This is a genomic window from Actinomadura sp. SCN-SB, assembly GCF_043906805.1.
In the GTDB taxonomy this organism is placed as follows: Bacteria; Actinomycetota; Actinomycetes; order Streptosporangiales; family Streptosporangiaceae; genus Spirillospora.
In genome coordinates, this window is record NZ_JBIMPP010000002.1 from 107,574 (window position 1) to 131,613 (window position 24,040).

The 24,040-nt window shown below is 71.5% G+C and carries 26 protein-coding genes; 16 read left to right on the plus strand and 10 right to left on the minus strand.

Going from position 1 to position 24,040, the window contains the following annotated elements; translation table 11 throughout:
* Positions 1-4: 4 nt before the first annotated feature.
* The 4 genes from ACGWYJ_RS01805 to ACGWYJ_RS01820 all read right to left on the minus strand — a co-directional run bounded on the left by ACGWYJ_RS01805 (position 5) and on the right by ACGWYJ_RS01820 (position 4,509).
* Positions 5-1,471 carry an ATP-binding protein gene (locus ACGWYJ_RS01805; protein ID WP_395103703.1) on the minus strand — a complete coding sequence of 489 codons (1,467 nt, stop codon included), beginning with the start codon at positions 1,469-1,471 and terminating at the stop codon, positions 5-7.
* On the minus strand, positions 1,468-3,126 hold the full coding sequence (locus ACGWYJ_RS01810) for an FAD-dependent oxidoreductase (RefSeq protein WP_395103704.1): 1,659 nt from the start codon (positions 3,124-3,126) through the stop codon (positions 1,468-1,470). The genes ACGWYJ_RS01805 and ACGWYJ_RS01810 overlap by 4 nt, the downstream gene beginning before the upstream one ends.
* A gap of 88 nt (positions 3,127-3,214) precedes the next feature.
* Positions 3,215-3,394 (minus strand): hypothetical protein, encoded by a 180-nt coding sequence (locus ACGWYJ_RS01815; RefSeq protein ID WP_395103705.1) that lies wholly within the window; start codon positions 3,392-3,394, stop codon positions 3,215-3,217.
* Between the two features lie 128 nt (positions 3,395-3,522).
* Positions 3,523-4,509 carry an aldo/keto reductase gene (locus ACGWYJ_RS01820; RefSeq protein WP_395103706.1) on the minus strand — a complete coding sequence of 329 codons (987 nt, stop codon included), beginning with the start codon at positions 4,507-4,509 and terminating at the stop codon, positions 3,523-3,525.
* 140 nt (positions 4,510-4,649) lie between these two features.
* On the opposite strand from ACGWYJ_RS01820, the gene ACGWYJ_RS01825 reads away from it, so the two are divergent.
* The 6 genes from ACGWYJ_RS01825 to ACGWYJ_RS01850 all read left to right on the plus strand — a co-directional run bounded on the left by ACGWYJ_RS01825 (position 4,650) and on the right by ACGWYJ_RS01850 (position 9,333).
* Positions 4,650-5,483 carry a helix-turn-helix domain-containing protein gene (locus tag ACGWYJ_RS01825; protein WP_395103707.1) on the plus strand — a complete coding sequence of 278 codons (834 nt, stop codon included), beginning with the start codon at positions 4,650-4,652 and terminating at the stop codon, positions 5,481-5,483.
* 151 nt (positions 5,484-5,634) lie between these two features.
* Positions 5,635-6,087: a cysteine dioxygenase gene (locus ACGWYJ_RS01830; RefSeq protein ID WP_395103708.1), complete on the plus strand. Its 453-nt coding sequence runs from the start codon at positions 5,635-5,637 to the stop codon at positions 6,085-6,087.
* A 20-nt stretch (positions 6,088-6,107) separates the two neighbouring features.
* The gene (locus tag ACGWYJ_RS01835) at positions 6,108-6,506 is read left to right on the plus strand and encodes a rhodanese-like domain-containing protein (RefSeq protein WP_395103709.1); all 399 of its coding nucleotides are present in this window, start codon (positions 6,108-6,110) and stop codon (positions 6,504-6,506) included.
* A 67-nt stretch (positions 6,507-6,573) separates the two neighbouring features.
* Positions 6,574-6,828 (plus strand): cadmium resistance transporter, encoded by a 255-nt coding sequence (locus ACGWYJ_RS01840; protein ID WP_395103841.1) that lies wholly within the window; start codon positions 6,574-6,576, stop codon positions 6,826-6,828.
* 84 nt (positions 6,829-6,912) lie between these two features.
* Positions 6,913-8,040, plus strand: coding sequence for a serine hydrolase domain-containing protein (locus ACGWYJ_RS01845; protein ID WP_395103842.1), 1,128 nt, complete (start codon positions 6,913-6,915; stop codon positions 8,038-8,040).
* 90 nt (positions 8,041-8,130) lie between these two features.
* Complete coding sequence (locus tag ACGWYJ_RS01850; protein ID WP_395103710.1) at positions 8,131-9,333, plus strand: PP2C family protein-serine/threonine phosphatase; 1,203 nt, start codon at positions 8,131-8,133, stop codon at positions 9,331-9,333.
* A gap of 39 nt (positions 9,334-9,372) precedes the next feature.
* Here the strand turns inward: ACGWYJ_RS01850 and ACGWYJ_RS01855 are convergent, their stop codons facing one another.
* On the minus strand, positions 9,373-10,149 hold the full coding sequence (locus ACGWYJ_RS01855; RefSeq protein WP_395103711.1) for an SDR family NAD(P)-dependent oxidoreductase: 777 nt from the start codon (positions 10,147-10,149) through the stop codon (positions 9,373-9,375).
* Between the two features lie 191 nt (positions 10,150-10,340).
* Here ACGWYJ_RS01855 and ACGWYJ_RS01860 point away from each other — a divergent pair, with 191 nt between their 5' ends.
* The 4 genes from ACGWYJ_RS01860 (at position 10,341) to ACGWYJ_RS01875 (ending at position 14,761) form a co-directional block, all read left to right on the plus strand.
* Positions 10,341-11,903 (plus strand): MFS transporter, encoded by a 1,563-nt coding sequence (locus tag ACGWYJ_RS01860; RefSeq protein ID WP_395103712.1) that lies wholly within the window; start codon positions 10,341-10,343, stop codon positions 11,901-11,903.
* Positions 11,900-12,502, plus strand: a complete 603-nt coding sequence (locus tag ACGWYJ_RS01865) for a hypothetical protein (protein WP_395103713.1) — start codon at positions 11,900-11,902, stop codon at positions 12,500-12,502. The genes ACGWYJ_RS01860 and ACGWYJ_RS01865 overlap by 4 nt, the downstream gene beginning before the upstream one ends.
* A complete protein-coding gene (hpnH, locus tag ACGWYJ_RS01870) occupies positions 12,502-13,500 on the plus strand; it encodes an adenosyl-hopene transferase HpnH (RefSeq protein WP_395103715.1) in 999 nt (332 codons plus the stop codon). The genes ACGWYJ_RS01865 and hpnH overlap by 1 nt, the downstream gene beginning before the upstream one ends.
* A 229-nt stretch (positions 13,501-13,729) precedes the next feature.
* Complete coding sequence (locus tag ACGWYJ_RS01875; RefSeq protein ID WP_395103716.1) at positions 13,730-14,761, plus strand: AI-2E family transporter; 1,032 nt, start codon at positions 13,730-13,732, stop codon at positions 14,759-14,761.
* Between the two features lie 13 nt (positions 14,762-14,774).
* Here the strand turns inward: ACGWYJ_RS01875 and ACGWYJ_RS01880 are convergent, their stop codons facing one another.
* The 4 genes from ACGWYJ_RS01880 to ACGWYJ_RS01895 form a co-directional block, all read right to left on the minus strand.
* Positions 14,775-15,422: a hypothetical protein gene (locus tag ACGWYJ_RS01880; RefSeq protein WP_395103717.1), complete on the minus strand. Its 648-nt coding sequence runs from the start codon at positions 15,420-15,422 to the stop codon at positions 14,775-14,777.
* A 69-nt stretch (positions 15,423-15,491) separates the two neighbouring features.
* Entirely contained in the window at positions 15,492-16,763 is a 1,272-nt protein-coding gene (locus ACGWYJ_RS01885; RefSeq protein WP_395103718.1) for a cytochrome P450, read from the minus strand.
* Position 16,764: 1 nt separating this feature from the next.
* The gene (locus tag ACGWYJ_RS01890) at positions 16,765-16,965 is read right to left on the minus strand and encodes a ferredoxin (RefSeq protein ID WP_395103719.1); all 201 of its coding nucleotides are present in this window, start codon (positions 16,963-16,965) and stop codon (positions 16,765-16,767) included.
* Positions 16,962-17,579, minus strand: coding sequence for a TetR/AcrR family transcriptional regulator (locus ACGWYJ_RS01895; protein ID WP_395103720.1), 618 nt, complete (start codon positions 17,577-17,579; stop codon positions 16,962-16,964). Before ACGWYJ_RS01895 ends, ACGWYJ_RS01890 begins: the two co-directional genes overlap by 4 nt.
* 235 nt (positions 17,580-17,814) lie before the next feature.
* Between ACGWYJ_RS01895 and ACGWYJ_RS01900 the strand changes: the two genes are divergently transcribed.
* The 6 genes from ACGWYJ_RS01900 (at position 17,815) to ACGWYJ_RS01925 (ending at position 22,818) form a co-directional block, all read left to right on the plus strand.
* Entirely contained in the window at positions 17,815-18,414 is a 600-nt protein-coding gene (locus ACGWYJ_RS01900) for a sulfite oxidase-like oxidoreductase (protein WP_395103721.1), read from the plus strand.
* The gene (locus ACGWYJ_RS01905; protein ID WP_395103722.1) at positions 18,384-19,133 is read left to right on the plus strand and encodes a ferredoxin reductase; all 750 of its coding nucleotides are present in this window, start codon (positions 18,384-18,386) and stop codon (positions 19,131-19,133) included. Before ACGWYJ_RS01900 ends, ACGWYJ_RS01905 begins: the two co-directional genes overlap by 31 nt.
* 5 nt (positions 19,134-19,138) lie before the next feature.
* Positions 19,139-19,432: a DUF6510 family protein gene (locus ACGWYJ_RS01910; RefSeq protein WP_395103723.1), complete on the plus strand. Its 294-nt coding sequence runs from the start codon at positions 19,139-19,141 to the stop codon at positions 19,430-19,432.
* Between the two features lie 58 nt (positions 19,433-19,490).
* Positions 19,491-21,374 carry a Na+/H+ antiporter NhaA gene (nhaA, locus tag ACGWYJ_RS01915; protein WP_395103724.1) on the plus strand — a complete coding sequence of 628 codons (1,884 nt, stop codon included), beginning with the start codon at positions 19,491-19,493 and terminating at the stop codon, positions 21,372-21,374.
* A 480-nt stretch (positions 21,375-21,854) separates the two neighbouring features.
* Positions 21,855-22,463 (plus strand): hypothetical protein, encoded by a 609-nt coding sequence (locus tag ACGWYJ_RS01920; RefSeq protein WP_395103725.1) that lies wholly within the window; start codon positions 21,855-21,857, stop codon positions 22,461-22,463.
* A 166-nt stretch (positions 22,464-22,629) separates the two neighbouring features.
* Positions 22,630-22,818 carry a hypothetical protein gene (locus ACGWYJ_RS01925; RefSeq protein ID WP_395103726.1) on the plus strand — a complete coding sequence of 63 codons (189 nt, stop codon included), beginning with the start codon at positions 22,630-22,632 and terminating at the stop codon, positions 22,816-22,818.
* A gap of 398 nt (positions 22,819-23,216) precedes the next feature.
* Here ACGWYJ_RS01925 and ACGWYJ_RS01930 read toward each other — a convergent pair whose 3' ends face one another.
* Complete coding sequence (locus tag ACGWYJ_RS01930; RefSeq protein ID WP_395103727.1) at positions 23,217-23,417, minus strand: hypothetical protein; 201 nt, start codon at positions 23,415-23,417, stop codon at positions 23,217-23,219.
* Between the last annotated feature and the right edge of the window lie 623 nt (positions 23,418-24,040).

Consider the following 24,040-nt stretch of genomic DNA (forward strand, 5'->3'; position numbering starts at 1 on the left):
CCGGTCATCCCTCCGACGCCCGGGTCTGCTCCTGGACCGGCAGGATGACCTGGAACCTGGTGTCGCCCGGCCGGGAGGTGACGCGGAGATCGCCGTGGTGGCGATTGACCACGATCTTGTAGGAGATGTCCAGGCCGAGACCGGTGCCCTCGCCCATCGGCTTGGTGGTGAAGAACGGCTCGAAGATCCGCTCCAGGTTCTCCTTCGGGATGCCGGCGCCGGTGTCGGCGATCTCGACCTGGACACAGCCGTCCTCGGTGGCCGTGGTGCGCACGGTCAGCGTGCCCTTGCGGTCCATCGCGGACACGGCGTTGTCGATGAGGTTCGTCCACACCTGGTTGAGCTCGCCGGGGTAGGCCGGGATGGGCGGCAGCGAGCGGTCGTACTCCTTGACCACGCGCACCTCGGGCCCGATCTTCCTGGCCATCATGACCAGGGTGGAGTCCAGGCCCTGGTGGACGTCGACGCGCTGGTAGGGCGCCCGGTCCATCTGGGAGTACTGCCGGGCCGCCGCCAGCAGGTTGGAGATCCGGGACGTGGCGTCCTCGATCTCCCCCATCAGCGTCTCGGTCTCCAGCGAGTAGGTCAGCCAGCGCAGGGCGGTGTTGACGAACGCGTCGCCGACGCTCTCCGCGATCCCGTCCAGGTCGCGCACCGTGATCCCGGCCGGGACGAGGGAGGGCGCCATGTCCCAGCCTTCGGCGATGCCGTGCTCGTCCAGCCAGTCGGTGAGCTCGTCCTCCCGGTCGGAGGACTCCACCGCGCTGAGCTGGGGCGCGTCCGCGACCCGCTTGACCAGGTCCTCCTGGACGTCGATCAGCTTCTCAAGCAGGTTGGGGTCGATGTCGTGCTTGGCGAGCAGCGCCAGCTTGTGCCGCATGCCCGCGACCCGTTCGCGCAGCGACGCCGTGGCCCGCGCCGCCGCCGCGGCCGGGTTGTTCAGCTCGTGGGTGAGCGCCGCCGACAGCGAGCCCAGCGCCAGCAGCCGCTCCCGCTGCTCCACGATCTGCCGGATGTTGCGGCCGCCCTCGAACAGCCCCTCCAGCAGGTGCGTGGCCATCGGGAACCACTCGCGGAACCGGTCGCCCAGTTCCCGTGCGGGGAGTTGGAAGAGCGCGCAGTCGGTCAGCGCGTACACCGTCTGCATGTAGCGCTGGTCGGGTTGGCGTTCGGCCAGGACGAACTGGGTGGCGCCGGTGTAGACGCCGCGCTGGCCGGTGCGGTTGATCTCGATCTCGGAGCCGCGCACCTGCCGGGTCAGCCGCAGCGTCCCCTCCAGCAGGACGTAGAAGCACGTCGCCGGGTCGCCCTCGCGGATCACCGCGGCGCCCTGCGCGTACCTCTCCACCTCTCCGTGCGCGGCCACCCATTCCAGCTGTTCGGGGGTCAGCGCCTCGAACAGGAACAGCTTCCGCAGCTCATCGGGCCTGGTGCGCAGCTCGTCTATCCTCACCGCTTCCTGGTCGTTCACCGTTCCTCCAAATAGCGGTGGATGAGCGCCACCGCCATAGCGCCCTCGCCGACGGCGGAGGCGACTCGCTTGACGGACTGGGACCGCACGTCCCCGGCGGCGAACACGCCCGGGACGGACGACTCCAGGTAGAAGGGGTCGCGGTCGAGCGTCCAGCCCGGCGGTCTGGCCCCTTCGGCCAGCAGGCTGGGCCCGGTGCAGATGAACCCGTGCTGGTCGCATCTCAGGGTGTCGCTCAGCCATTCGGTGTGCGGGGTCGCGCCGATGTACACGAAGGCGTGCCGGCACGGGACCCGCTCGATCTGGCCGCCGTCCTGCTCGCAGAGCGTCAGCTCCTCCAGGTGCTCGTCGCCGTGCGCGCCGACCACGGTCGTGCGCAGCCGCACGTTGATGTTGTCGATGGAGCGGATCTCCTCCATGAGGTAGTGCGACATCGACTGGCCCAGTTCCTTGCCGCGCACGACCAGGGTCACCGAGCGGGCGCGCTGGGAGAGGTACACGGCCGCCTGGCCCGCCGAGTTGGCGCCGCCGATGATGTAGACGTCCTCGTCCCGGATCGCGTCCACCTCGGTGAACGTCGACCCGTAGTAGATGCCGCGGCCGGTCAGCTCGTCGCAGCCCGCCGCGTCCAGCACCCGGTACATCACGCCTATGGCGATGACCACCGCGTGCGCCGTCACCTCCGTGTCGTCGTCCAGGGTGAGGATCCGTGCCGAGCCCCGCGCCTCCAGCCCCACCACCCTGCGCGCGGTGAGGATCTCCGTGCCGAACTTGCGGGCCTGCCGCCGTGCCCGGCCGGTGAGCTGCGAGCCCGACAGACCGTCCGGGAAGCCCAGGTAGTTCTCGATCCTGGTGCTCGTGCCCGCCTGCCCGCCGATGGCCCGCTTCTCCACCAGCAGGGTGCGCAGCCCCTCCGACGCCCCGTACACCGACGCGCCGAGCCCCGCCGGGCCGCCGCCGACCACGACCAGGTCGTAGAGGTCCCGGGCCGGGTCGGTGGACAGCCCCGCCGCCGCGGCGATCTCGGCGCCGGTCGGCCGGACCAGCGCCCGCCCGTTCGGCGGGATCACCACCGGGATGTCGTCGGGGTCGGCCTCGGCCGCGTCCAGCAGCCGCAGCCCGTCCGGCTCGTCCACCGAGTACCAGCGGTACGGCACGGCGTTGCGGGCCAGGAAGTCGCGCACCTTGTACGAGCGCGGCGACCAGCGGTGCCCCACGACCTTGATCTCGTCCACGGGGCGGTCCGGGGTCTCCTCCCAGGACTGCACCAGCGCGTCCACCACCGGATACAGCTTCTCCTCCGGCGGGTCCCAGGGCTTGAGCAGGTAGTGGTCCACGTCCACCACGTTGATCGCCTGGATGGCGGCCTCGGTGTCGGCGTAGGCGGTCAGCAAAGCCCGCCGTGCCCGGGGGAACAGGTCCATGGCCTGCTCCAGGAACTCGATGCCGTTCATCTGCGGCATCCGGTAGTCGGCCAGGATCGCCGCGACCGCGTCGCCGCGCAGTTTGACCTCGCGCAGCGCGTCCAGGGCGTCGGCCCCGGACGTGGCCCGCATTACCCGGTAGTCCCGCCCGTAGCGGCGGCGCAGGTCGCGGGCCACGGCCCGGGACACCGACGGATCATCATCGACGGTCAGCAGGATCGGCAAGCTCATCCCCGCATCATTCCTCACGCGGGATCGGATGGAACCTGGCCGACCTTGTGTGATCGTCAGTCGACGTGGGCGCCGGCGGGCTCGGCGGTCAGGGTCGCGGCCTCGGCGGCGAGGCGGGTGGCCCGCTCCGGCCGGGCGGCATCGCGTCGCCGAACGGCAGCTCGGTCTCCCCCATCCCGCGGACGATCAGCATCCCGTGCGTCTCGGCGTCCGTCACGGCCCGTGCGAGCAGCGAGCTCTTCCCGATCCCCGCCTCGCCGCGCAACACCAGGGCCCCGCTGCCCGTCGCGCGAGCACACCGACGACGCGCCCCCATTCCACGTCGCGCCCGATTAACACGCCACGAACACCAACAAGCGTCCCCGTGCAGTCCAGGCGGCTTTTCTCTGCGGTTTGTCAGGCCGGGACGCGCCCCTCGACCTGGGTGGCGGTGTCGCCGAACACGAAGGGGGACGGCTCGCATTCGGCGATGAAGTCGTTGGGGAATCCGGCCTCGAATTCCACGGCCTCGTCGAGCCGCCGGACCGCGTCGGGCGGGAGGGCGACGTCGATCGCCGCGAGGTTCTCGGTGAGCTGCTCGGCGCTGCTCACGCCGACGAGCGGCAGCACCGCCCTGGACTTGGCGCGCATCCACGCGAGCGCGACGTGCGCGGGACGGACGCCCAGGTCGCCGGCGACCTTGGCGACGGCCTGGGCCGCCGCGCGCTCGCGCTCGGTGAGCTTGCCCGGGTCGCTCCGCTTGGGCGCGGTGGCGCCCGCCAGGATGCCGCGTTCCAGGGGCGCCCAGGCGGCGACGCTCATGCCGAACGACTCGGCCATGGGCAGCAGTTCCCGTTCGATGTCGCGCCTCAGCAGGTTGTAGGGCACTTGCAGCCCGGCGAACGGCGTCCAGTCGCGCCATTCGGCGAGGGTGTTCGCGCGGGAGACGATCCAGGCGGGCGCGTCGGAGATGCCGATATAAAGGATCTTTCCGGCGCGGACGGCGTCGTCCAGGGCGCGCATGGTCTCTTCGATCGGGGTGTGCCGGTCCCAGATGTGCACCCAGTAGATGTCGATGTAGTCCGTCCGCAGCCGGCGCAGGCTTCGCTCCAGGGAGAGCGTCAGGTTCTTGCGGTGGTTCCCGGCGCCGTTGGGGTCGGACCTGTCGCGCGACAGCGTGTACTTGGTGCCGATGACGAAACGGTCGCGGCGTTCGATGATCGAGCCCAGGAGGGTCTCCCCGTCGCCGTAGGCCGAGGCGGTGTCGAGGACGTTGCCGCCCGCGTCGGCGTAGACGTCCAGGATGCGGCGGGCCTCGTCCGCGTCGTCCAGGACCATCGTGCCGAGCAGGATCTCCGAAACGCGCAGCCCGGTCTGGCCGAAGAGCCGGTATCGCAAAATCACTCCAATCCGGGGACGGGCGCCGTTCACCCGTCACCGGCTCCAGCCTGGAACGGCCCGCTCGCGGTAGGGAGGCCCTGCCAGGGCCCCCATGATGGGGCGAGCCCGGGAGGGACCGGCGACGCCCGCTTAGACTCGGCGGCATGGCCGACAACGCGTTGGGCGGGTTCCTCCGGGCCAGGCGGGAGGCGACCGCCCCGTCCGAGGCCGGGTTCCCGGACGGGCCGCGGCGGCGGACGCCCGGCCTGCGCCGGAGCGAGCTGGCCGAGCTGGCGGGGATCAGCGTCGAGTACCTGACGCGCCTGGAACGGGGACGCGACCGGCATCCGTCCGGCCAGGTCCTGGGCGCGCTCGCCGACGCGCTCGGCCTTACCCCGGACGAGCGCGTTCACCTGTATCGCCTGGTCAAGGTGGGCAGCGGCGCCGCATGCCGGCAGGCGGCCGCGCGACCCGAGCTGCGCCCCACCGTGCGAGCCCTGCTCGACCGGCTCGAACCCACTCCCGCGCTGATCATGGACGCCGGCGACGACCTGCTCGCCTGGACGGACGGGTTCCGGCTGCTCGCGGAGCCGACCGGCCTGCTGGACGGCGACCGGCCCAACCTCGCCCGCTTCGTGTTCGAGCATCCGAGGGCCCGCACGGTGTTCCCCGACTGGGAGCGGCTGGCGGACGAGCGCGCGGCCGCGTTGCGGGCGGCGGCGGACCTCGGCGACGAGATGGCGGCGGCGCTCGCGGACGAGCTGTCCATCACGGTCGGCAACGAGTTCGGCCGCCGGTACACGGCCGCCGCCGCGCTTCCCGCCTGGACGGGCGTCCAGCGCTGGACGCACCCGGAGGCCGGAACGCTGAGCCTGGCCTATGAGAGCCTCCTCCTGCCGGGCACGGACGAGGAGCAGCGGCTCGTGGCCTACCTGCCGGCGGACGAGGCCGCCGCCGACGCCCTCGATAAAACCCTGTATTCCAGATTGACTCACTAGGAAAACGGTGGCACCCTGGCCGACATGCGGCTGTGCCTTCCCCTGTGGTCACGCCTGCACGTCGACTTCCGGCGGCAGGCCAGCGACCTGTGTCGTCCCGCCTGACCCGACAAGGACCAGGTAAGACGACGAGCTGAGGAAGGCCCTTTCGATGAGCATGACATCCGCGCCCGCCGCGCTGCCGCCCGCCGAGACCGCCGCGGCCCTGGCCGCCGACCCCGACGAATGGCTGCCGCGCGTCCGGCTGAGCCCGCAGGGACGCTGGTACGAGCGGCTGCACCGGGACGAGGACCACGAGATCTGGCTGATCAGCTGGCTGCCGGGGCAGAGCACCGGGCTGCACGACCACGGAGGGTCGCGCGGCGCGTTCGCCGTGGCGCTCGGCTCCCTGGAGGAGCGGGACCTGGGCGACACCCGGGAGGTGACGCCCGGCCAGGTCCGCGCGTTCGGGGCCGATTACATCCACGAGGTGCGGAACGTCTCGACCGCGCCCGCGGTGAGCGTCCACGTCTACTCGCCGCCGCTGACCACCATGAACCGGTACGAGCTCTCCGCGGACGGTGAGCTGATCCCGCTCGCCCACGAGACGGCCGAGCAGTGGTGACGGCAGGCGCGGCGGCAGCGGTGGCGAGGCCCGAGGGCGCGCGTTCCATCGACGAGATCCTCGCCGAGGCGCGCGCCCGCCTCGTCCGGATCGGGCCCGCGCAGGCCCACGACGAGGCCCGGGACGGCGCGCTGCTCGTCGACATCCGGCCCGCCGCGCAACGGGCCGAGGAGGGCGAGATCCCGGGCGCGCTCATCGTGGAGCGCAACGTCCTCGAATGGCGCTTCGACCCGGCCGGCGACGCGCGCCTGCCGCAGGTCGGCGGGTACGACCTCAGGGTGATCGTGTTCTGCTCCGAGGGCTACACCTCCAGCCTCGCCGCCGCGTCCCTTCAGGACCTGGGCCTGCACCGCGCGACCGACCTGGAAGGCGGCTTCCGCGCCTGGGCGTCCGCGGGACTGCCCACCGTCCACGGCTAGAACCGCCCGGACCGCGCCGCCGGTAGGGTTCGGGCGTGGCGGAACTCGGGCGGACGCCGGGCTGACGATCGCCAACGGCGCCGACAACATCTCCGTCTACACGCCGGTCTTCCGCACGATCGGCCCCGCCGCCACCGCCGTCACGATCGCCGTGTTCGCGACCGGTGTCGCGCTGTGGTGCCTGGCCGCGTCCCGGCTCGGCTCCCACCGGCGGATGATCGCCTTCGTCGAGCGCTACGGCGAATGGCTCGTCCCCGCCGTCTTCATCGTCATCGGGGTCGTCATCGTCCTCGAATCGGGCGTCCTCACCCGGCTGGGATGAGTCCTGACGACTGACTGATGCGGATCTAACACCCGCCGGTGTTGGATCGGGGTGAGTTGTCGGTCGAGGGTGGGAGGCGGCGTGATGCGTCCGGCCGGTGGTCTGTTCCTCGCGCTCGTGGTCGTCGCCGCCACCGGGTGTTCGGTGACGGGACGCGCGCCTGTGGACGCCGCGCCGTCCGAGCGTCCGCAGGCATGGGACTGGGAGAAGGTCGCGCCGGGAAGCGTGGGGCTCGACGCCGCCGCGCTGGACCGGCTCGCGGACAAGGCCGAGAAGGGCCGGTCCAACTGCCTCGCGGTGGTGCGGGACGGCAAGCTCGCGGGCGAGTGGTACTTCCGGCAGGGACGGCCGGACGCCGGACAGGAGGTGTTCTCGGTGACCAAGTCGGTCGCGAGCCTCCTGGTCGGCATCGCCCAGGACGACGGGGCCCTCCGCATCGACGACCGCGCGTCCACATGGATCACCGAGTGGCAGGGCACGCCGTCCGAGAAGGTGACGGTCCGCGATCTGCTGAGCAACGCCTCGGGACGCGAGTGGAGCACCGGCAGCGACTACGGGCGGCTGATCTTCGCCCGGGACCGCACCTCGTATGCGATCGGCCTGAAGCAGGCGCGGCCGCCCGGCACGGTGTGGGCCTACAACAACGCGGCGATCCAGACGCTGGACCGGGTGCTGCGAGGCGCCACCGGGCAGGACGCCATGTCGTTCGCGCGAACCCGCCTGTTCGAGCCGCTGGGGATGACCCGCACGATGCTCACCAAGGACCGCTCGGGCAACCCGCAGCTGTTCATGGGGATGCTGTCGACCTGCCGTGACCTCGCGCGCCTCGGGCAGCTCATGCTGAACCAGGGCCAGTGGGGAGGCAGGCGGATCGTGTCCGCCGAGTGGGTGAAGGCGTCCACCGGGCGGCCGTCGACGAAGCTCAACGACGCCTATGGCTACCTGTGGTGGCTCAACAAGCGGGGCACGGTCGTCGGCCCGCTGGCCGCGACCGGGGCCCGCGACGACGGCGGCGCCAGGCGGAGCGCGGACAGCATCGCGCCCGGAGCGCCCGACAGCGTGTTCTGGGCGTTGGGGCTCGGCAACCAGCTCGTCCAGGTCGATCCCGGGTCGAGGACGGTCGTGGTGCGGCTGGGACCGGGCGGCCGGCCCCGGCCGCCCACGTTCGGGCCCGCCGATGCCGCCGGGGTGCTGCGCGCCATCGTCCGGTGAGCACAGCACGGTGATCCCCGCCTCCCTCACCTGGCCGGAAGGTTTTCCGTAAGATCATGCTGGGCATGGGCAGGTCAAGGGGCGAAGCCGATGGCAGCGCAGGCCGGAGAACGGTTACTGGGTGATCTGGTCGAGGCCAGTCACCTGATGTCGATGCTTCAGGTGCCGACCGCGGTGGCCGAGCACGCGCGCCACGCCGGCTTCCACGACGTGCTGATCTACGTCGTCGACCTGCAACAGCGCGGCCTGCATCTGATGACCGGCCGGGACGAGGCCGGGCCGCCGGTGAACGGCGAGCCGATGGAGCTGAGCGTCGAGCGGACGCTGGCCGGGCGGGCGTTCCGGAACGGCGAGAGCGTGCGGGGCCACTCCACGGACGGCGGCCTCGACGTGTGGTGGGTCCCGCTGCTGAACGGGGCCGAGCGGATCGGGGTGCTGCGGGCCTGCGTCGACCCCGGCCGTGAGGGCGCCCTGCGGCTGCTGTCACGGCTGGCGGACCTGACCGCGCTGCTGATCGTCAGCAAGCGGCCCTTCAGCGACGCCTACGCCAAGCTGATCCGCACCCAGCCCATGTCTGTCTGGGGCGAGACGCAGTGGCGGCTGATGCCGCCGCGCAACTTCTCCAACGACCGCCTGACGATCGGCGCGGCGCTGGAACCCGCCTACGCCCCGGGAGGGGACGCCTTCGACTACGCCCTGGCCGGGGACATCGTCAATCTGTCGATCTTCGACGCGGTGGGCCATGACACCGGGGCCGGGCTGATGGCCGACCTGGCGGTGGCGGTCGCCCGCAACAGCCGGATCGAGGGTGCCGGCCCCGTCGAGACGGGTGAGGCCATCGAGACCGTGCTGAACGGGCAGTTCGACGGCGAAAGTTATGTCACCGGGCTGATCGCCGATCTGGACACCCGGACCGGCCGGCTGTCATGGGCGAACTTCGGGCATCCGGCGCCGGTGGTGATCCGCGGCGGGCGCTGGGTCGGCACCCTGGACTGCCCGCCCAGCGTCCCGCTGGGAACGGGGCTCGGCGGCGAACCCACCCTGTGCCATCAGCAGATCGAGCCGGGCGACCGGGTCATCCTCTACACGGACGGCATCGTCGAGACGCGCAGCGCGGAGCGGGAGATGTTCGGGCTGGAGCGTTTCATCGACTTCATCATCCGCCACAACGCCGACGGGCTCCCGGTGCCCGAAACGCTCCGGCGCCTCGTCCACAACATCCTCGAATACCACGAGGAAGGGCTGGACGACGACGCCACGGTCCTGCTGCTGGAGTGGCACGGCGGCGGCTGAGGCACAGGCGGGAGCTGGTGAGGCCCGTGCCGGGCGGGGTCAGGCGCGGGCGCCGAAGCGGGCGGCCAGCGAGCGGTACGTGCCCGGCGCGATGGCCCGGACGGCGACCGGCAGCCGCAGCCAGCGCGGCAGGTGGACCTCCGCCGATCCGCGTGCGACGCTTCTGGCCACCGCGTCCGCGACCCTTTCCGGCGGGATGGGACGTGGCCCGCGCCGAGGGTGGGGCCGCCCGCGTCGCTCGAAGAAAGGGGTGTCGACCAGGCCGGGCACCAGCACGCCGACCGTGACCCCCGTACGGTGCAGCTCCAGGCGCAGGCTCTCGGCGAAGACGTCCAGGCCCGCCTTGGACGCGGCGTAGACCGCCTCCCCCGCGACGCCCAGCCGTCCGGCGATGGACGACACGAACAGCAGGTGCCCCGAGCGGCGTTCCAGCATCCCGGGCAGCAGCGCGCGGGTCAGCGCGATCGGCGCCGCGAGGTTGACCGCCAGCAGCCGATCGGTTTCGCTGGGATCCATGCCGGTGAGAGGGCCGGCCCAGCCGAAGCCCGCGTTATGGACGAGCACATCGAGACGGCCGTGGGGTTCCAGCGCCCGCGCGGCCAGATCCCGGACGGCCGCCGGGTCGGCGAGGTCGGCGGCGATCGGCGTGCCGCCGGTGAGGCGGGCGATGCCGGCGAGCCTCTCCTCGTCCCGGCCGTGCACGACCATCCGCGCGCCGTACCGGGCGAGCGCGGTCGCGATCGCCGCGCCGAGCCCGGACGAGGCGCCGGTGACGAGCGCCACCCGTCCCGCCATCCGGCCGGGGTCCACGGTCATCGTCGCAGTTTAACGAGGCCGTCGAGGGGTCTCCTGCCGCCTCGCCGGGAGTGTCGGCAGGCATATCTGGTGATCGCCGGGAATAGGTAGTGCGGGGGAGTTCGGTCGGCGGCAGAGGCAGGCAGGGGTGGGTAGGCAGGAGTAGGTAGGCAGGGCAGGGCAGGCAGGGCAGGCAGGGCAGGGGGCGATGCATGGGGATCAGGGATCTTCTGGGCCGCCGAGACTTCCGGCACCTGCTGGTCGGCCAGGCGGTCTCCTCGCTGGGCGACTGGATGGGCACGCTGGCCCTGCTGTACCTCGTCCTGGAGCTCAGCGGCTCCACCACCGCGGTGGGCGGCGTCCTCGTCCTGCGGCTGCTCCCCTCGGCGCTGGGCGCGCCGTTCGCCGCCCGCGTGGTGACCGGCTGGCCGCGGCGCAACGTGATGATGACCGCCGACCTGATACGCGCCGGGATGGCCTTCGCGCTGCCGGTCCTTCCGCATTTGTGGTGGGTCTACCTGTGGGCCTTCGCCATCGAGGTCGTCGGCCTGACCTTCCTGCCCGCCCGGGACGCGGCGCTGCCCCTCCTGATCGAGGACCGCGAGGGCGGGCACGACCCGCGCACGCTGGAACTGGCCAACGGCATCACGCTCGGGACGCAGTACGGCATGATCCCGCTGGGCGCCGGGCTGCTGGGACTGCTGACCTGGCTCGCCGGGTCCCTCGGCGTGGCCGGGCACTGGGTGTACGTTCTGGTGTTCTGGCTGGACGCGCTGTCGTACCTGGTGTCCTACCTGGCGATCCGTTCCATCCCCGACCTCGGCCCGCGCCACGGCGACGAGAACGGCGAGGGCGGCATGGGCGGCGCCGAACGCGCCGGCGCCGCGGACGGCGCGGCCCGCGAGCGGCGTCCGGTGCCCGAGCGGCGCCCGGCCCGCGAACGGCGGCGCGGTGAGCGATGGCACCCTCATCGCGCGAGGCCGAGCCAGGGCTTCCTCGCCGCGCTGCGGATCCCCGTCGTGCGCGGGATCCTGCCGGGGGTGGCGGTCGTGGCGCTCGGGCTGGGGGCGTTGTTCTCGGTCGGGGTGCTGTTCGTCCGGAACGTCCTGCGCGCCGGTCCGTTCGGGTTCGGGCTGCTGGTGACGATGTTCGGTGTCGGCGCCGTGCTGGGCCTGCTGATCCTGCGCAGGCACTGGACGGGCACCCTCCCCACGCAGATCCGGGTGGCGATCGCGACGCAGGGCCTGGTGATCGCGGCGATGGGCGCGATCGGGTCGGAGATCCTGGCGTTCCTGGGGGCCGTGCTGTTCGGCGCCGCCGCCACCAGCGCCCTCGTCGGCACGCTCACCTACCTCCAGGAGGGGCTCGGCGGCTACGCGCGCAACCTCGCGCTGACCGCCTTCCACGCCTCGCTCCGTGCCGGGCTGGCCCTGGCCGCCCTGCTCGCGGGGGTCGCGGCGGACGTGCTCAGACGGCACGACGTCATCCTGCTCGGCTTCGACCCGGTCCAGACCGTCCTGATCGGGTCCGGCCTGATCGTCTTCAGCGGGGTGTTCCTGCTGCACACGCCCGGCGACGGCAGGCCGTCCGGAAGGCCCTCGGAGAACCCCGATGATCCGCCGGGGGAGTGGCATGGACCGGAAGGGGATAAGAGATCACTATTGGAGGAGGACCCTGAGCGACGGAGCCGGGACCCTGCGCGATGGGCGCTCCTGCCGGTGCCCGCAGCCCGTCCAGGCCGCCCGCTGCCGTGCCTAGGAGGTCAGGTGCCATGAGCCGGCTGGTCGTCTGCACCGCCCTGCGGATCGAGACGCTGGCCGTGCGCGGCCGGGGCCGGACGACGGTGCGGGTCGGCGTGGGCCCGCGCCGTGCCGCGGCGGCCGTCCCTCGCCTTCCCGCCTTCGACGCGCTGGCCGTCCTGGGGTTCGCCGGTGGTCTCACCGCCACCGGGCCGCGTCCCGGGGACCTGTTCGTGGCCACCGAGGTGCGGGCGGGCGAGCGGCGCGTCCCGTGCCCCTGGGCCCCTGACCTGCTGTCCTTGCTCACCGAGGCGGGACTGCCCGCGTGGGGCGCTCCGCTGGTCACGCATGACCGGATCGTCACCGGCGCGGAACGGTCGCGCCTCGCGGTGGACGGGGCGCTCGCCGTGGACATGGAGTCGGCGCCCCTCGCGTCGGGGGCGGACGGCCGTCCCTTCGTGGTGCTGCGCGCCATCGTCGACACCCCCGACAAGCCGCTGGCCAGTCTCGGCACGCCGTACCGGGCCCTGCTGGCGCTCCACCGGCTGCGCAGGGCCGTCCCGCTGATGTCCGCCTGGGCCGCCCGGTCCACCGGACATCCGCGCTTCCCGCCCGCCAAGGAGGTACGAGGCTAATGGGAATGCCGATCCGCCAGAGTCTTCGCATCGGGGGCTACATCCTGCGCAACAAGCTCCTGCGCAAGAAGAGGTTCCCGCTGCTGGTGGAGCTGGAGCCGCTGTTCGCCTGCAACCTGTCCTGCGCGGGGTGCGGGAAGATCCAGCACCCGGCGAGCGTCCTGAAGCAGCGGATGCCGGTCGAGCAGGCGGTCTCGGCCATACGCGAGTGCGGCGCGCCGATGGTGTCGATCGCCGGAGGCGAGCCGCTGATGCACCCGCGGATCGCGGAGCTGACCGAGGCGCTCGTCAAGATGCGGAAGTACGTCTTCCTGTGCACCAACGCGCTGCTGCTGCCGCGCAAGATCGACCGGTTCGCCCCGTCGCGGTACTTCACCTGGGTGGTGCACATCGACGGGCTGCGCGAGCGCCACGACGCCTCGGTGTGCAAGGACGGCGTGTTCGACCAGGCGGTCGCCGCCGTCCGGGAATGCCGCCGCCGCGGCTTCCGCGTCACCACCAACACCACGTTCTTCAACACCGACACCCCGCAGACCGTCATCGACGTGCTCGACTACCTCAACGACGACCTGGGCGTCGACCAGATGATGATCTCCCCGGGCTATGCCTACGAGAGGGCGCCGGACCAGGACCACTTCCTGGGCGTACGGGAGACGCGCGAGCTGTTCGCCAAGGCGTTCGCGGGAGGCAACCGGAAGCGGTGGCGGCTCAACCACTCGCCGCTCTTCCTCGACTTCCTGGAGGGCAAGGCCGACTTCGGTTGCACGGCGTGGGCGATCCCGTCCTACTCGATCTTCGGCTGGCAGCGTCCCTGCTACCTGATGTCGGACGGCTACGCCGCGACCTACCGCGAGCTCGTCGAGGAGACCGACTGGGACTCCTACGGCCGTGGCCGCGACGACCGCTGCGCGAACTGCATGGCCCACTGCGGCTATGAACCGACCGCCGTCTTCGCCACGGTCGGTTCCCTCCGCCAGTCCCTGCGCGCCCTCGGCTGAGCGCCGGACGGCCGTCGCCGGGGTCGTGTTCCTGGTCGCCGGGGGCTTGGGCCTCGCCGGGTACGTCTACGCCGTCCGCCGCAAACTCACCGGGAAGTGAGTCGGCCCGCCCCCCGAGGCGGCCCGTGGCGGCGCCGATCCGCGGGCCGGTCGGTTCCGATGACCGCAGGCGGGTACGTGCGGCACGATGACCGCCGCCGACCGAAGGGATCCGCGGGGGTGGGACGCCGTGCCCGCCCCGCTGCGTACCGCGGCGCTCGCCGCCGCCTGCGTGCTGATCATCGCGGGGACGGTCTACCTGCTGGTCCAGATGCTCGTCCGGCTGGCCCCGCTCACCCTGGCCATCGTGGTGGCGCTGCTGCTGGCCGCGCTCGTCCACCCGCTGTCCGACCGGCTGCGGCGCGCGAGGGTGCCGCCGTGGATCGCGGCGCTGACCGGGGTGCTCGCCCTGCTGGTGGCCATCACCGGGTCGCTCGTGCTGATCGGCCAGCGCGCGATGGACCAGTTGCCGAACCTCCAGCGCAGCCTGAAGGAGGGGCTGGGCAGGGTGCGCGACTTCGCGCTGAACGGCCCGTTCCCGATCAGCCAGGCGCAGGTGGACGCGATGACCCGCGGCCTGGCGCGGGCGGCGCGCGCCGCGGCGCCCGATCCCGTGGGCGGGGCCACCGCCGCCGCGCAGGTCGCCGCGTCCATACTCATCGCCTTCGTGCTGCTGTTCTTCATGCTGAAGGACGGCCGGGCCATGTGGCAGTGGACGCTGCGGGCGTGCCCCGCCCGGTTCCGGCGGGCGCTGGACGAGGCCGCCGAGGCGGGATGGGGCACGCTGGTCTCCTACGTGCGCGGCATCGTCGTCATCGCCCTGGTCGACGCCGTGGGCATCGGCGTGGCGCTCGCCCTGATCGGCGTCCCGCTGGCCCTGCCGCTGGCGCTGCTGACCTTCATCGCCGCGTTCGTCCCGATCATCGGCGCGACGGTCGCGGGGGCCGCCGCGGTGCTCGTCGCGTTCGTCACCAACGGACCCGGCGACGCCCTCCTGGTGCTCGTCGCCGTCATCGTCGTCCAGCAGGCCGAGGGGAACCTGCTGCAACCCCTGATCCAGGGGCGCGCGCTGGACCTGCACCCCGCCGTGGTCCTGGTCGCGGTCACGGCCGGGACCCTTCTCGGAGGCATCGCCGGTGCCGCCGTGGCCGTACCGCTCGTGGCCGTGGCCAACCGCGTGACCGCCGTCGTGCGCGCGACACCCCCGGACGAGCCCGCCTGACCGCGACGGCGGGTCAGACGGCGGCGAACAGCGACTCGACGGGGACCGGCCGGGTGAGGATCCGCTGGTCCACCGCGTGACGCATCAGCCGTTCCAGCATCGGGCGGTTCGCCTCGATCCCGTACGGGAGGGGGTCGCGGCCGGTGAGGTCGTGGACGCGGCGGTACGGCAGGCCGGCGGGTTCGGAGGCCGGTCGCGTGGCGACGTACCGGTCCTTGGACTCCACGAACGCCTCGTAGATCGCCGCCGCGGCGCCGGGATGGGCGTCCAGGACCTCGTCGCGGATCACCACCAGGTGGTTGATCGGGTAGAGGCCGGTCCGCTCCAGGTCGGCCAGCGCCGCCTCGACGGCCAGGTCACCCGGCCCGGCGATGTCCGCCTTGGTGTTGTGCAGGATCGCGCCGTGGTGGAAGCCGCGCACCAGGAAGACGGGAAGCGCGGTGAACCGGACGCCGTGCTCGCGGGCGCACAGGTAGGTGGTCACCGCCATCTCGGAGACGTCGAATTCGAGCGTCCGCACCATCCTCCGGAAAGCCTGCGGCAGTACCGGCACGTCCACCCAGTCGAACTCGAAGCCGGCCGGGCGTACCTCACCGTCCACCAGGGCGGCGTTGTTCCCTTGCCGGTGGGTGACGGCGCTCAACCGGACGACGTCGGACACGCGGGGCTCCTCCCGTTCGGACTCACTCTCACGGCCGTCCCACCGTCTGGCGCGCGTTCAGGTGATCGTTCAGGCGATGCGGACGGGAAGGGTGCGCGGCCCGCGGACCTGCCCCGCCGACCAGGTCACCGCGGCCGGGTCCGCCAGGGTGAACTCGGGGACCCGCTCCAGCCACACCTCCAGAGCGACCCGCAGCTCCATGCGCGCCAGATGCGAGCCCAGGCAGCGGTGGATGCCCAGGCCGAACGCGGCGTGCCGGTTGACCTCGCGGTCGATGACGACCTCGCCCGCCCGGTCGAACTGCGCCGGGTCCCGGTTGGCGGCCGGGAACGACAGCAGGATCCAGTCGTCGGCCTTCATGTCCACGCCGTTCCAGCGCATGTCCTCCTTCACCAGCCGCGCCATCGTGACCGGCGCGTAGGCGCGCAGGAACTCCTCCATCGCCGTCGGCAGCAGCGCGGGCTCGGCGACCAGCCGCTCGCGGTCGGACGGCGTCTTGGCCAGATGCCACAGCGAGGCGCCGATCGCGCTCCACGTCGTGTCGATCCCCGCGATGAGCAGCAGCGCCATCGTCCCCGCGACATGGAAGGGCTCCAGCTTGCGCCCGTACAGCTCGGCGTTGATCAGGTACGTGGTGAGGTCGTCCCGGGGACGGTCGACATGGTCGCGGATCTGCGCGAGCAGGTAGTCGAACAGCGTCTCCATGTTGGCCAGCCGGTCGTCGGGCGGCAGGTTGATCGCTTCCAGCGCGTTCTCGACGAACCCGCGGAAGCGCGGCCCGTCCTCCTCGGGAAGGCCGAGCATGTCCGCGATGACCCGTACCGGGATGTGCTGGGCGTAGTCCTGCGCGGCGTCCACGACGTCCCGTCCCTCGAACGCGTCGACGAGCGCGTGGCAGTAGTCCCTGGTGCCGGGCTCCAGCCTGCCCACCGCCGACTTGGTGAACGCCGGGAGCAGCAGCCGGCGCGCGTCGCGGTGGAACGGCGGATCGGACGAGATCGGCGGGACCCCGCCCACCGGCGCGGTCTCCCGCGGCGGCCGGACATTGCTCACGATGATCGCGCGCGAGGAGAACCGCTCGGTGTCGTAGGCGATCGCCGCGACGTCCTTGTAGCGGGTGGGCAGCCAGCCGCCGCCGAACCGGTCGGTGTGCGCGATCGGGCAGCGTTCCCGCAGGTCGTCCTGGATGGGGTACGGGTCGGCGGCCCACTCGGGCTCCACATGGGAGAAGTCGCTCGCCCAGTCCTCGACGGGACCGGTGACGATCTCGCTGCTGACGCCGTCCGCCCGCTCCTGCTGTAGCTCCCGGAAGGTCTTGGTGAAGCGCTCGTCGGCGGTCATCTCAGCTCTCCTCGATGACGTCGATCGCGCGTTCGGGACAGTTGGACACCGCGAGCCGGGCCTGCTGCTCCTCGCCCGCCGGGACGACTCCGCCGTTCAGGACCGTCCCGTAGCCCTCCCCGTCCTCGCCGAAGACGCCGGGGGCGAGGTCGTAGCAGCGGCCGTGCCCCTGGCACCGGCCGGTATCGATGTGCACTTTCACGGCATGTCTCCCGTCTGTCGCGTTCCGCCGGGCCGCGCGAGATCGGCCACGATGCGGGCCAGCAGCGCCGCCCACTCCCCGTCGTCCACCGGGTGCAGCTCTCGTGGCACGAGGGCGCCGCCGATCGCGAGCAGCAGACAGAAGTGGGCGAGCGCGTCCGGGGGAAGCGCCGGGTCGGCCTCGCCGCCGGCCTGCGCGAGCCGGATCAGACCGGCGAGCCGGTCGGCGCGCTCGCCCATGTAGTCGCGCATCAGCCTGGCGACGTCCCGGTCACGGCGGGCCGCGACCAGCGCCTCCACGATGAGGTGCCCGAGGTCGTCCCGGCGCTCGGGCAGGCACCGGCCCGCCGCGAGCAGCAGGTCGGCGATGGGACGGTCGGGCTCGGCGGCCAGCAGCTCGGCCAGCAGCTGCCGCCCGTGCGTCCGCAGCGCGGCCACCAGCAGCTCGGCCTTGGAGCCGAAATGCGAGTACAGCGCCCCGTTGCTCACCCCGGCGGCGGACGCGATGTCGGCGACCCGCGTGCCCTCGTAGCCGTGGCGGGCGAAGGCGTCCGCCGCGGCGCGCAGCAGCCGGTCACGGGTCTCGGCCGCGGTGACCCCGGCGATACGGCCCATCCCTGAATTAAAAGAGTGTTCATTTTGTTGGTCAAGCCCCGCCCAAGGGCCGCCGCGAGGCCCGCGAGATCACGCCGGGCCGGCCGTCGCGCGGTCCCGGACGGGGTGGTTAGAGATCGCTCATTGGGAAGACACCGAAGATCGGGGGGCGGCGCAACGGAACGGGGCGGCGTCACGACCTCGGCTGAGCAGCCTCCGGGCGGGCACGCGCGGCGGCACACGAAAGGAGCCGACGATGGCGATCGTCTCGCGCGGTTTCCACGGCAGACGGCAGGAGTCCGGCGCGCAGTTGCCACCGGGCCAGTACCTGGTGAAGGACTTCCCGGTGCTGTCGGCCGGGCCGACACCGCGGATCCCGACCGCGGAATGGGAGTTCACGATCACCACCGAGATGGGACAGGACCACCGGTGGTCGTGGGAGGAGATGCTGGACCTGCCGCACGAGACGCCGACGGTGGACATCCACTGCGTCACCAAGTGGTCCAAGCTGGGCACCAACTGGCAGGGGGTGTCGCTGGACACGCTGCTGTCCGAAGTGGACACCACGGCGGGGTACGCGCTGGCCTACTCCTACGGCGGCTACAGCACCAACCTGCCCTTGCAGGACCTGCTCGACGGCCAGGCGTGGGTGGTCTACCGCTACGAAGGCGGCGACATCCCGCCCGAGCACGGCGGCCCCGCGCGGCTGCTCGTCCCGCACCTGTACTTCTGGAAGTCCGCCAAATGGCTCCGCGGGATCCGCCTGCTCGAACACAACGAGCCGGGATTCTGGGAGACCGCCGGCTATCACGACTACGGGGACCCATGGCGGGAACAGCGGTACCAAGGGGACTGACGTCGCGTCCGCTGGTGTGGCGGGTCGCGCGGCTGGCCGCCGAGCGCTGGGAGACCCCGACCGCGCGGACGCTGACCTTCGACGTTCCGAACTGGCCGGGGCACCTGCCGGGCCAGCATGTCGACGTCCGGCTGACCGCGCCCGACGGCTACAGCACCCAGCGGAGCTACTCGCTCGCCCGGCCCGACCGGGTGGAGCTGACCGTGGAACGGCTGGACGACGGCGAGGTGTCGCCCTACCTGGTCGACATCCTCGCCGTCGGCGACGAGATCGAGCTGCGCGGGCCGGTCGGGGGCTGGTTCGTGTGGCGGCCCACCGGGCGGCGCCCGGTGCTGCTGCTGGCGGGCGGGTCGGGCATCGTGCCGCTGATGGCCATGATCCGGGCGCGCCGCGAGGAGAGCAGCGGAACGCCGTTCCGGCTGCTGTACTCGGTGCGCTCGCCCGCCGACGTGTACTACAAGGACGAACTGGGACATCCCGAGCCCGGACTGGACGTCACCTGCCTGTTCACCCGCGAGACCCCGGAGGGCTGGCCGCGCCCTCCCGGCAGGCTGACCGCGTCCGACCTCAGCCGGCGCGCCGGGCTCGCCGACTCCGACCCCGACTGCTTCGTCTGCGGCCCGACCGGATTCGTGGAGGCCGCCGCGAACCTGCTGGTCGCGCATGGCCAGGACCCGCAGCGGATCAAGACCGAACGCTTCGGCCCGACTGGAGGCTGACCGACATGACCATGGGAATCCAGGGCGACGGCGGAGACCGCCACATGGACGGCAACGTGCTCGCCGGTCCGCTGGGCGAGCTGTTCTCCGTGGACGTCACCGCGGCCACGGGCACCTGCGCCCAATGCGGCCGCAACGGCCCGGTCGCCGGGCTGCCCGTGTACGCGAACGCGCCGGGGATGGTCGCCCGCTGCCCCGGCTGCGACAACGTCCTGATGCGCCTCGTCCGGTCGCCGGACTCGGCCTGGCTCGACTTCGGCGGCTTCACCGCGCTGCGCATCCCGGTCCCGGCCAGGTGACCGCCACGGCGGTGCGCGTGCGAACCCGGTGAGGCGATGACGGAAGGCTGGGCAGGCTTTGGGGGGACCGTTCTCCGACACGACCGCGTGGGCGAGAAGCCTGCGAACGCCCCTGCGGAACTTCCTGCGCACCGAGGCCGGCAGCGCCATCATCCTGCTGGCCGCGACCATCGGCGCGATCGTCTGGGCCAACCTCGACACGTCCTCGTATGAGGCGGTGTGGGAGACGCCCCTGTCGGTCGGCGTGGGCGATCACGCGCTGTCGCAGGACCTGCGCCACTGGGTCAACAACGGGCTGATGACGCTGTTCTTCTTCAACGTCGGCCTGGAGGCGCGCCGCGAGTTCGACATGGGGGAACTGCGCGACCGGCGGCGGGTCGCGCTGCCGCTGGCCGCCGGGCTCGGTGGGATCGTCGTGCCGATCGCCATCTTCCTGGCGTTCAACGCGGGCACCCCGGCCGTCCACGACTGGGGCGTGGTGATGCCGACCGACACGGCGTTCGCCCTCGGCGTGCTGGCGCTGTTCCGCCGGAGCTTCCCGGCCCGGTTGCGCACGTACCTGCTCACCGTCACCGTGGTCGACGACATCGTCGCGCTGGTGGTGATCGCGTTCGTCTACACCGAGGACCTGAAGGCGATGCCGCTGCTGGTGGCGCTGGCCATCTTCGCCGTGATCGTCGTGGTGCGCGCCTTGGGCGTGGGCCAGGTCCCGGTGTACGTGCTGCTGAGCGTGGCCGCGTGGGTGGCGCTGTCCTTCTCCGGGGTGGAGCCGATTCTGCTGGGACTGGCCCTGGGCATGCTGACCTTCGCCTATCCGGCGACGCGCGTCGATCTGGAACGCGCCACGGAGGTGTTCCGGCTGTTCAGGGAGCAGCCGACACCGGAGCTGGCGCGGTCGGCGCGGGTCGAGGTCGCCGCGGCGATCTCACCGAACGAGCGGCTGCAGCAGATGATCCACCCGTGGTCGGGCTACGTGATCGTGCCGCTCTTCGCGCTCGCCAACTCGGGTCTCGTCCTCAGCGGCGACGTCCTGGCCAACGCCTACACCTCCTCGCTCACCCAAGGGATCATCGTGGGCTTCGTCATCGGAAAGCCCCTGGGAATCTCCCTGCTGACCTGGCTCGTCTGGCGGCTCAGCGGGCGCAGGCTGGCTCCCCCCGTGGGATGGGCGTCGGTCCTGGGCGCCGGCGCCATCAGCGCCATCGGCTTCACCGTGTCCCTGCTGATCGCGACGCTGGCCTTCACCGGCGAGCGGCTGGAGGAGGCCAAGGTCGGCATCCTGTCCGCCGGGATCCTCGGCCCTCTCATCAGCTGGCTCGGCGCGCGGGCGGCCGCCAGGCTCCCGACCCCCGCGCGGGTGCGCGCGCTGCTGGGCACCGCGGAGGGCATCATCGATCTGGCCGCGCCGGTCGACCCGGACCGCGACCACATCCGCGGGCCCGCCGACGCCCCCGTCACCTTGGTCGAGTACGGCGACTTCCAATGCCCGTATTGCGGCCAGGCCGAGCCGATCGTCCGGGAACTGCTGGAGGGGCATGGTGACGTCCGGTACGTGTGGCGGCACCTGCCGCTCAGTGACGTCCACCCGCAGGCGCGGCTGGCCGCGCTGGCGTCGGAGGCGGCCGCGGCGCAGGGCGCGTTCTGGGAGATGCACGATCTGCTGCTGAAGCACCAGGACGCGCTGGAGGCGCGTGACCTGGTCCGCTACGCGGAGGAGCTGGGGCTGGACGTCGATCGGTTCCGTGACGACCTGCGCCGTGGCCGCGGGAACGACCGGGTGTCGGAGGACGTCGACTCGGCCGACCTGAGCGGCGTCTCCGGCACCCCGACGTTCTTCGTCAACGGGCGCCGGCACCACGGCGCCTACGACATCGAGACGCTTTCCAAGGCGGTGCGGATCGCCAGGAAACGGGCGGTCTTGGAGTCCCGGCAATCCCGCTGAGAAAGGCCGATTCCAAGATCCGGCCTTGGTGTGGCGGGGGTGGTCCGGGCGCTTTCCCGCCCCCGTGCCGAACGGTGTTCGAGTGCCGGGAGCGCCCGGAGGGAAAGGGGACGCGGAGCCTTCGGGTGCCGGGCGGGACGGGCACGGGATGGCGCCCGGACCGCGCGAAGCGGTCTTAGGGAATCTCCGGGATGGGGATTGCGGAGGGCGCGCCGAGCCGGTTCGAGAAGCCACCGGAATCGGTTCCGGAAGCCTTGTCGGCATGCCCCCGTACGGCACCGGGACGCCCAAATGCCCACACGATCGGTCGGGAAGTCCGCGCCCGCGCCCGAGCCGGTGCCGGGGCGCCGCCGGGACGGGAGTCGAACCGGAGGATCGCCCGCTCCGAGGGCCGCGGGGGTGATGTCGGAGCATAGCCCTCGTACATGGGGTCGTCGAACGAGGCGGATGCGCCCGCTCACATGCCGGGGACCTCGGCCGATGTTGGCTGTCGATCTTTGGCTGCCCCTACACTCACCTCCCGGGGGCGATGAACACGGTCATGCAACCACCCCGCTGACTAAGATCAATGGTGGAGTTCTTTTGAGCCGGCTAGATGACTTCGTGGTCCTGTGGAAGAGGCACGGCCACGATTGGACATGGGCCGAGTACGCGCAGGCGCTGGCGACAATGGGACATGGTGGAACGAACGAGTCGAACTTGAAGGTGTGGGTTTCGCGAAACCGCGAGAAGCTGCGCCGGGAGCACGGCATCGACGTGGGCCAGAAACGCGTCAGTGCTGCTGACGAGTTCAATGCGTGGCCGCCACTGCCCCGGGCGCTGCGCAATCATTCCATTTATCGGCTGCTGGAGTACCATGCGCGTGTTCGAGCGCTGGGAATAGAGAACCTCGCACCATCGCTGAAAAATCCCTATCTCTGGCAGGTCGGCGCCCTACGCGAGAACAATCTCGTGATCCGCTGGGATCCGGACCGCGGTTTCTATCGCAGTGAACGCACCTCCAGAGAAGCGCTGCTCGACCCCGGATATTCGCGCATCTCCGAACCGCGCGAATCGTATCTAGCGCGACATCCCGACGAAGCCGGTTGACTCGTCAACATCCTTGCAGCACCCCTTACGGCGAGACTACGCTGCCAAAGGCGGGAGAAATCAGTGGGGGGAGCATGGAGGGATCGGGTTGAGAGGTGACAGCGGGCCGAATGTAATCGAGGGCGGGCGCGGCGAAATCCTGGCGGCCCCGGGACGCAGCGCTTACGTGGACGACCAGCAGGACGTTCTCGCCGTGTACGACTGCGGCGAGAGCACCACTGAAGAGGACAACGCCTGGTTGGACAGGGTGCTGGAGTCGCATGGCGTGACGCACTTGCCGGCATCCGAATACATCACCGAAGGACCGCTTGCCGGATGGCGTTGCTGGACCATTGATCTGCGTTCGAGGTCGTGAAAGCGGGAACACCGCGGCCCCGGCCCGGTAAGGGCCGGGGCTCTTGCACCCCCGCGCTCCCGCCTCCCCGTGAGACCTCGAAGGCCGTCCCCCGCTCCACCCGAGAACACCAGAGCCGCCGGCGCCGCCATCGGCGCCGGCGGCTCTCCCCCGCAATGGCCTGTTTTATTCTCCCCGTGCCCGGAAACGCCGTCCGGCCGTCGGCGAATATCCCGCCGCAAAGGGCGGGCGATGAGTGGTGTACGCCTTTCACGGCGCCGGGAGCGCCGATTTCCCTTCCATGGCCCGCGAATCGCCGTCCCGGCCGGGGACGGCGATTCGCGATTGGCCGTCAGAACCGCGGAATAAGTGCGGTCCACCTGACGGGCACCCGTACGGAACGCCGCCGTCACGGATTGTCAGGCGAGCTGATGCGCGGCCTGCCGCTCCCTGCCGCTTTCCTGGCCGATCATCGAGATATGCGTCACCCGGAAGGGGCTGGGCGCGCCCTCGGGATAGACGGCATGGACGATCAACAGTCCGGCCGCGCACTGCGAGCACACCCGCAGCGGCGTGTGCGACGCATGGGTGACCAGATTAACCAGGGTCATCTCCAGCACGGGAATCCCCGGACACTCCGGCTGTCCCTGGCACCTGTCCGGATCTGGCGGCATGCCTCCCCCTCGTTTGGTGATACGCGCTGCCCGGCTTGGGGAAAGCGGCCGCTTGGTAGCCGTGCCTGTGCCGGCCGCTTCTGCGAATCTTCAGCCGAGGGGGCTTCTTGCGGTTACGGCCGATGTAACCGTGTTCGGCGAGGACGACGACGATCAGCACGCAAAGCAGAATCAGCGAGACATAGGACGTCGAGCCGAGTGCTCCTTGTAGCCGGGCCAAGTCGTCTAGTATGAGCCCGTCCATGGCTCCTCTCTTGGCATCGAGTGGCGGCTGTTGACAAAAGGACCCTCTACCGCTGCCACGGTGGAGGGTTCTTACGTTACATGGGCTATGCCCGTGACCGGTGGTACGGGTGTAACCGTTGGGTAACGTTTAGCTGATGGTGCTTGGGTGTCGCCGGCGGTCCGCAGGTGCCGGGACGGGCTGCTCGATCGGACGTGTTCATGGCGTCGGCTCCTCGCTCGGGCGGGCTCACCTGGCGGCCGGCTGATCTCGACCACTGTCGCCCCGGAGGGCCCCGGCCGCACCCGGGAAGGCCCCTGGTCCGATCCCTGGGGAGCCGAGCTCA

Excerpts from the sequence above, each read along its gene's own strand:
- ACGWYJ_RS01810 (WP_395103704.1), bottom strand. The coding sequence starts at position 3,126 with ATGAGCTTGCCGATCCTGCTGACCGTCGATGATGATCCGTCGGTGTCC.
- ACGWYJ_RS01825 (WP_395103707.1), top strand. The coding sequence starts at position 4,650 with ATGGCCGACAACGCGTTGGGCGGGTTCCTCCGGGCCAGGCGGGAGGCG.
- ACGWYJ_RS01830 (WP_395103708.1), top strand. The coding sequence starts at position 5,635 with ATGAGCATGACATCCGCGCCCGCCGCGCTGCCGCCCGCCGAGACCGCC.
- ACGWYJ_RS01845 (WP_395103842.1), top strand. The coding sequence starts at position 6,913 with ATGCGTCCGGCCGGTGGTCTGTTCCTCGCGCTCGTGGTCGTCGCCGCC.
- ACGWYJ_RS01850 (WP_395103710.1), top strand. The coding sequence starts at position 8,131 with ATGGCAGCGCAGGCCGGAGAACGGTTACTGGGTGATCTGGTCGAGGCC.
- ACGWYJ_RS01855 (WP_395103711.1), bottom strand. The coding sequence starts at position 10,149 with ATGACCGTGGACCCCGGCCGGATGGCGGGACGGGTGGCGCTCGTCACC.
- ACGWYJ_RS01860 (WP_395103712.1), top strand. The coding sequence starts at position 10,341 with ATGGGGATCAGGGATCTTCTGGGCCGCCGAGACTTCCGGCACCTGCTG.
- ACGWYJ_RS01865 (WP_395103713.1), top strand. The coding sequence starts at position 11,900 with ATGAGCCGGCTGGTCGTCTGCACCGCCCTGCGGATCGAGACGCTGGCC.
- hpnH (WP_395103715.1), top strand. The coding sequence starts at position 12,502 with ATGGGAATGCCGATCCGCCAGAGTCTTCGCATCGGGGGCTACATCCTG.
- ACGWYJ_RS01885 (WP_395103718.1), bottom strand. The coding sequence starts at position 16,763 with ATGACCGCCGACGAGCGCTTCACCAAGACCTTCCGGGAGCTACAGCAG.
- ACGWYJ_RS01895 (WP_395103720.1), bottom strand. The coding sequence starts at position 17,579 with ATGGGCCGTATCGCCGGGGTCACCGCGGCCGAGACCCGTGACCGGCTG.
- ACGWYJ_RS01900 (WP_395103721.1), top strand. The coding sequence starts at position 17,815 with ATGGCGATCGTCTCGCGCGGTTTCCACGGCAGACGGCAGGAGTCCGGC.
- ACGWYJ_RS01905 (WP_395103722.1), top strand. The coding sequence starts at position 18,384 with ATGGCGGGAACAGCGGTACCAAGGGGACTGACGTCGCGTCCGCTGGTG.
- ACGWYJ_RS01910 (WP_395103723.1), top strand. The coding sequence starts at position 19,139 with ATGACCATGGGAATCCAGGGCGACGGCGGAGACCGCCACATGGACGGC.
- ACGWYJ_RS01920 (WP_395103725.1), top strand. The coding sequence starts at position 21,855 with ATGTTGGCTGTCGATCTTTGGCTGCCCCTACACTCACCTCCCGGGGGC.